This is a genomic window from Shewanella sp. 10N.286.52.E4, assembly GCF_041468785.1.
Taxonomy (GTDB): domain Bacteria; phylum Pseudomonadota; class Gammaproteobacteria; order Enterobacterales; family Shewanellaceae; genus Shewanella; species Shewanella electrodiphila.
On sequence record NZ_JBFRJJ010000068.1, the window covers coordinates 1 to 5425 of the forward strand.

Annotated in this window: 7 protein-coding genes and 2 pseudogenes; 7 read left to right on the forward strand and 2 right to left on the reverse strand. The window is 37.1% G+C overall.

Features of this window, described 5'->3' with window-relative positions; translation table 11 throughout:
• Positions 1-179 (reverse strand): annotated as a pseudogene (locus AB4153_RS21015) (Na(+)/H(+) antiporter subunit D); the annotation flags it as partial.
• Between the two features lie 193 nt (positions 180-372).
• On the opposite strand from AB4153_RS21015, the gene AB4153_RS21020 reads away from it, so the two are divergent.
• From AB4153_RS21020 to AB4153_RS21050, 7 genes are all read left to right on the forward strand, one after another.
• Entirely contained in the window at positions 373-1263 is an 891-nt protein-coding gene (locus tag AB4153_RS21020) for a hypothetical protein (RefSeq protein ID WP_371998567.1), read from the forward strand.
• Positions 1256-1732 (forward strand): hypothetical protein, encoded by a 477-nt coding sequence (locus AB4153_RS21025; RefSeq protein ID WP_303515209.1) that lies wholly within the window; start codon positions 1256-1258, stop codon positions 1730-1732. Before AB4153_RS21020 ends, AB4153_RS21025 begins: the two co-directional genes overlap by 8 nt.
• A 2-nt stretch (positions 1733-1734) precedes the next feature.
• Positions 1735-2409, forward strand: coding sequence for a hypothetical protein (locus AB4153_RS21030; protein WP_303515207.1), 675 nt, complete (start codon positions 1735-1737; stop codon positions 2407-2409).
• Between the two features lie 215 nt (positions 2410-2624).
• Positions 2625-2939: a hypothetical protein gene (locus tag AB4153_RS21035; RefSeq protein WP_303515204.1), complete on the forward strand. Its 315-nt coding sequence runs from the start codon at positions 2625-2627 to the stop codon at positions 2937-2939.
• 46 nt (positions 2940-2985) lie between these two features.
• Positions 2986-3120: a hypothetical protein gene (locus AB4153_RS21040; protein ID WP_303515201.1), complete on the forward strand. Its 135-nt coding sequence runs from the start codon at positions 2986-2988 to the stop codon at positions 3118-3120.
• A gap of 70 nt (positions 3121-3190) precedes the next feature.
• Positions 3191-4438, forward strand: coding sequence for a radical SAM protein (locus AB4153_RS21045; protein WP_303515198.1), 1248 nt, complete (start codon positions 3191-3193; stop codon positions 4436-4438).
• Complete coding sequence (locus tag AB4153_RS21050) at positions 4438-5019, forward strand: deoxynucleoside kinase (protein ID WP_303515195.1); 582 nt, start codon at positions 4438-4440, stop codon at positions 5017-5019. Before AB4153_RS21045 ends, AB4153_RS21050 begins: the two co-directional genes overlap by 1 nt.
• A 142-nt stretch (positions 5020-5161) precedes the next feature.
• Here the strand turns inward: AB4153_RS21050 and AB4153_RS21055 are convergent.
• Positions 5162-5425: pseudogene (locus AB4153_RS21055) on the reverse strand (Na(+)/H(+) antiporter subunit D); the annotation flags it as partial.

Below are 5425 nucleotides of genomic sequence, written 5' to 3' on the forward strand. Positions count from 1 at the left end.
ACATCAAGGTGAGTAGAGCGTAGCTCAGGTGGATACATCCCTTTTAAATTCAACCAAACGAACGCTAATGCTGAGAACAGTAATAACTGAGTCTGAGCCAGTACATGGGTCGCGTCATATGGGTTATAGCCCGTATCGTAAGGTAGCAGAGAGTAAAGCGCTGCTGGGTAAATTCCAATGTTAAAATAAGATATTTGAAATCATTATTCATCCTTGAATTGAAAATAAATGGCCAGAGTGAGATTAATTTTTATCTCATAACGAAGCAGTTATTATATTATAACTCTATAATATACAAATAGTTATTTGAATTGTTAACTGAATTTGGTAATGTGTTGATGTTTATTATTAGGTAGCAATATAAGGCTTAGAATGGATTCTACCGTTAAAAAATCAGGTTGCGAGAGTAGGCAAGAACAAGATTATGCAGCTTCAAATGACGATTACTCATTGACTCAAGTAAAACTCATGAAGGTTTGGAGGGATAATCAAGGTTACTTATTACAACAGTTGGGGATATCTGATTACAGCGACCCTAAGCTTGTTAGATTAAATGGTATTACTCCTGAAGTAGTTATGAGCTTAAACTACCTTAATAAGACTGAAGAGTTACTTGAGCAAGATAGTGATTTTACTTTATCTCCTAAAGGTTTTGAAAAGTACAAATCAGCTCATTTCATTTCTTTGAAGTTTTTAACTGAAACTTACGAGCAACGAAAAGCTCAAGAGCAAGCTATCTCCGCCAAATTTTATTTTTTTTCGCGTGCAAAACATATTGCACAACAAAAAAAATCTATCCCGTGGCACTTTACGCTTTTCCATTTTATCTTATTACTTGTAAGTGCATTCTGGTCGGCTTCTATTTTGTTAGGTGCCTTTGTTGTCACACAAAAAAACCATTATGTGTTGGTTTTGATTACATTATCTCTCATTAATATTTATTCGATTGTCAGAAAAAGAACCCAGAAATATAAGATAACAGCCTTAACACCATTTCGTTTTTTGGTGAGCTATTTCAGTATATGTTCGCTAATAACAGCCTTATATGCGTTACTTTTTGTTTTTTTACCTTTTTTCATTGCTTCAAAAGTTAATCAGTACTGGCGAGATGATTTTATTCTTTGTGGCTTAGTCGTCTTCTTGTTTGTTGTTTGGGGTCACTCCCGTAATAATGGAAAATCAATTGGGAATGGGGGAAGCCAAGAGCTTGAAGTTGGCATTACTGGAAAAAGTAAAGATTCTGAGGGAGGAACAAATGTATAAGTTATTAATGACAATACTTATTATAGTTTATTGTTCCTCAGTCTTTGCAGTTGAAGTAGATGTAGTTGCTGCATGTAATGAGCGGGACGAACAAAAAAGTGCATGGTTGGCCAATTCATTATCTACATCACCCGTTGAGGCATTTATGGCTGGTCAATGCATTGGTTTTGAGAGTACTAAGGTAAGTTACTGGGGTTATGATAAATTTTCGTTTGAGAGTTTTAGTGACTTACCAAAATCGTGTGTTGAGTTTGTAGAAAAAAAAGAGGCTTTGCTTTCCTTTTTAAGTACATCATTATCAGAAGCTATGCATGCAGGCATGTGCGTTGGAGCTATATATAAAGTTGCTTTTGAATGTGACCGAAGTTACCAGATTAGCTACCTGAGAGTTGCGAAGAGCATTAATGGGTTAAGTTCACAAGGTGCTATAAATTACATTGCCGATCATTTTGATTGTAACGGTTATTAATTATGGCTAAAAAAGGAAATAGCATAGCAGCTGTAGCTTCAAGAGCACTGGGAATTGAGCAAAAACTTTTGCCAGAACGACTTCGTAACCGGCTTAATCAGTATGTAAAAATTGACTCCCTGAAGAAAGTACTGAGAGATGAGACTGAATTTGAATCAGAGTCGGTTCAATACTGTTCTCATTCTGTCCGAACAGGGCAAACCACTTTTATAAGAAACCTAGTAATCCTCGATACTCTTTTCAACGATTACAAGCTCGTTGGTGGTTGTTTGAGTGGTGGGCTAGCTAGCCATGAAATTATAGAGCAATTTAGTGCGGAATGGAGAGCAAAAAAGGTTCTGTATCAAGCATTAGAATCTAACATATCAGTGTTAAGCGAGTTTTTTGCAAGAGATGATATCGATTGGGAGAAGGATGAGGTGCCTTATCCATTCAGAAATGGTCAGTTTAGTTCAGTAGAGCTTATTGCTAAAAGCATCACAACCGATAATGAGCCTTCTGTTTATGACAGAGCAATAAAGGCAGTATTGACCAATCAATTTTCAGAGCTAGGGCAAGTTTTAGAAGAATTCCCTAATGAATTCATCAGTGTTGATAGGCTGTGGTTGTCACAACTTTATCAAGTAAAACGTCAAGAGTATGAGGAGTTTTACGAATTACTAAATAAGTACAATTAATTTCTCATAAAGGCTTTTTTGTGAAATTCACAGTTTGATACTTGATTCTGAAGTCAGCACAAATGGTGTGTTGATTATTAGGAGAATTATATGTATCAGCTAATTTTATTTTGCCTATTTAATGCAAAACGCCTAAGTCAAAAAGATCAAATGATTAAGCATCAATTAACAACCAAAACCTGCTCAACTTATAAACCAGTTAAGGGGGAATGAAGATGCTTAAGTCTTTTAAAAAATACCTTAGTAATACTACTTCATCGCATCGTGTTAAATCTAATGCTAAATGTTTTAAGGGGACTATTCCTAATTCGGTCTTAAAAAAGCAGATTGATATTGATATGCAATTGTCAGGTGGTTGCCACCCACAGTCACTGGGGGCGAAAAAGCTTCGTTGCTTACCCAAGTTATACCGTATGCGTGTGAGCAACGGATTTCGTTTATTGATTGGTTTCGATGGTCAAGAGTGGGTTTCGTCAGGGATATATCCTCGCCAGTATTTTACTACTCTAGTGAATAAACGAAGGCGCTAATCATTTCATTAGTGCAACTAAATTTAACTGACTAAAGGTACCTAAAATGTCTAAAAAAGTTGACCCTAAAGATAATCAATCTAATCAAAAAAACGCTAATAAAGGTACAGACGGCACAAACCGTCAATACGACCAAAATCAAGGTAATCGTGGCAAGCAAAAGCAGCCAAAGAGTAACTAAGCAAGGATAGCAAGTATGCGCTCCCTCATCGACTGAGGGAGCTTTAATACAAAATAGGAATTTTGAGGTTATGAGTAAGATAAAAAGTGCGCTATTAGTAACATTCGATTTTACACAACGGGGGAAAAGCGGAACCGGATTTGCGGCAGGGAGCTTAATATCCGCTTGTAAGGCTCACGTGGAGTATGCAAAGAAATTCAAAATAGACCATTTAGCAATTCCAATGACAGAAAAAGCTGGAAGCCAGTTATCAGTCGTCACAATAGTCGATTTGATTAACCAAATGGCCCCTATAAATGAATTAGATAGCCTAGTATTAGCTTGCTATGTGTGGAGTTCTGACCTTGTGGAACCGATTATTAGAATGTGTCGATTACAAGGTTTTAAAGGTAAAGTGATTTTGGGTGGTTATCAAATTAATAAGAAAACATGCAAGCATTTGTATCCTAGCGGTGACTTTTATATTCCGGGGTATGCTGAAGCATCCTTACCTGAAGCGATTATTAAAGAACGACCATTTTTAAGTCGAATCATTGAGACCGCAGTGGACTTCGAAACTTTGCCATCACCCTATTTAGATGGTTCTATTGTACTTGAGCGAGGGCAAAAAATGCTCCATTGGGAAACTCGCCGAGGGTGCGTATTTAAATGCAATTTTTGCGCTCACCGTGATCTTAAAGATAAAGGGTTGCACCAGCTTGGAATGAACAAAGTTAAAGCAGAGCTAGATTTGTTTAGAAAAATGGCTGTGAAAAAGATCAATGTTCTTGACCCAATTTTTAATAACGAACCTAATCATGTTGAGATTCTTCAATATGCTATCGATATTGGTTTAACAGCTTTGTTATCGCTTCAAGTTCGTTTCGAGCGAGTTAGTGAGGAATTCCTAAAGCTTTGTGCTCAACTCAATGTGCATTTAGAGTTTGGTTTACAAACTGCTGTAAAAAGTGAGTCCGTAGTCATTGAACGTGGAAACTCCATGGGTAAGGTCGATAAAGCAATCAAGCTTTTACAACACTGGAATCAATCTTTTGAAGTAAGCCTTATTTATGGTTTGCCAGGCCAAACGCCGACAAGTTTTAAGTACAGCATTAACTATTTGCAGGAACGTAATGTGGACGAAATTAAAGCTTTTCCGTTAATGGTGTTAGAAGGGACTAAGCTTGCTGAAGATAAGCAACTGCATAGAATTGTCGAAGGTGTCATCGATGAGAGTGGCATTCCTCATGTTGTAGAATGTTACAGCTTCACTCGTGCTGAGTGGAATTTAATGCACATCATGGCTAACAATCTTACAATAAGCGAGGCCGCATCATAATGTTTATTGTAATTGAAGGATTGGACGGTGTAGGAAAATCAACTATTTCAGCAGCACTTGCAGAAGCGCTAAACACTGAATTACTGTCTACTCCAGGTGATAAGTTCAGGAATGTTCGCAATGAATTAGATGACATTTTCAGAGATAATCATCAAGCTAGGCAGTTGTTTTATACTTCAACGGTAGTGAGTATTGCAGAAGATATTCGTCAGTTGATTAAGGATGGCAAGAGTGTAGTCGTTGATCGCTATTGGTTATCAACTCAGGTTTATCATCATTGGAAAAGTGAAGGCAATCACTTTGAGCTTTTAGAGCTGAAAAAAAGTTTACTTAAACCTGACGTAACCATATATCTGGAGTTATCATTAGCGCAAAGAGAGAATCGTCTAATTGAGAGAAATGACTCAAATTCGGAAGATAATTTAACACTTTCAGAAAAAGCAGATGATGAGCTCCGTCAACTATATTCAGATTACTCAATTGATGAAGTAACAGGCTGCTTCTTAAGTGTTGATGCAAACAAAAATGTAAATGAGCTTGTGCTGCATATCTGTAAACTTCTTAAAGAGTTCAAAAAATAAATAAGAGTCATTAAATTCTATTTATTTCTGTAGAGTTAACTTAACTTCACTAATCTTCATGTTTTAAAAGCTAGCCTATTTGCTAAAGTCATTAGCAAACGGGCTAACTTGTTTCTAGATACTACTTTTCTAACTGAGCCTTCTAGCTCACAAAGCCAATAAACAAGTAAGTTGCCAAAATCACTGCGACCCACAGCACCATGTTACCTGATGGGTAATCACTGGAGATAAAGCTTCCTGCACCGCCTTTATTCTGGCGAGATAAAAACTTCTGACATTGGTCTAACTTGCCTCGTACTGATTGACGAATATCGCCATCCACTTTCCAAATGACAGCAAAAACGCGTTGTAGTGCATTAGGCACTAAGCGCCTGTATACCCAATCTACATCAAGGTGAGTAGAGCG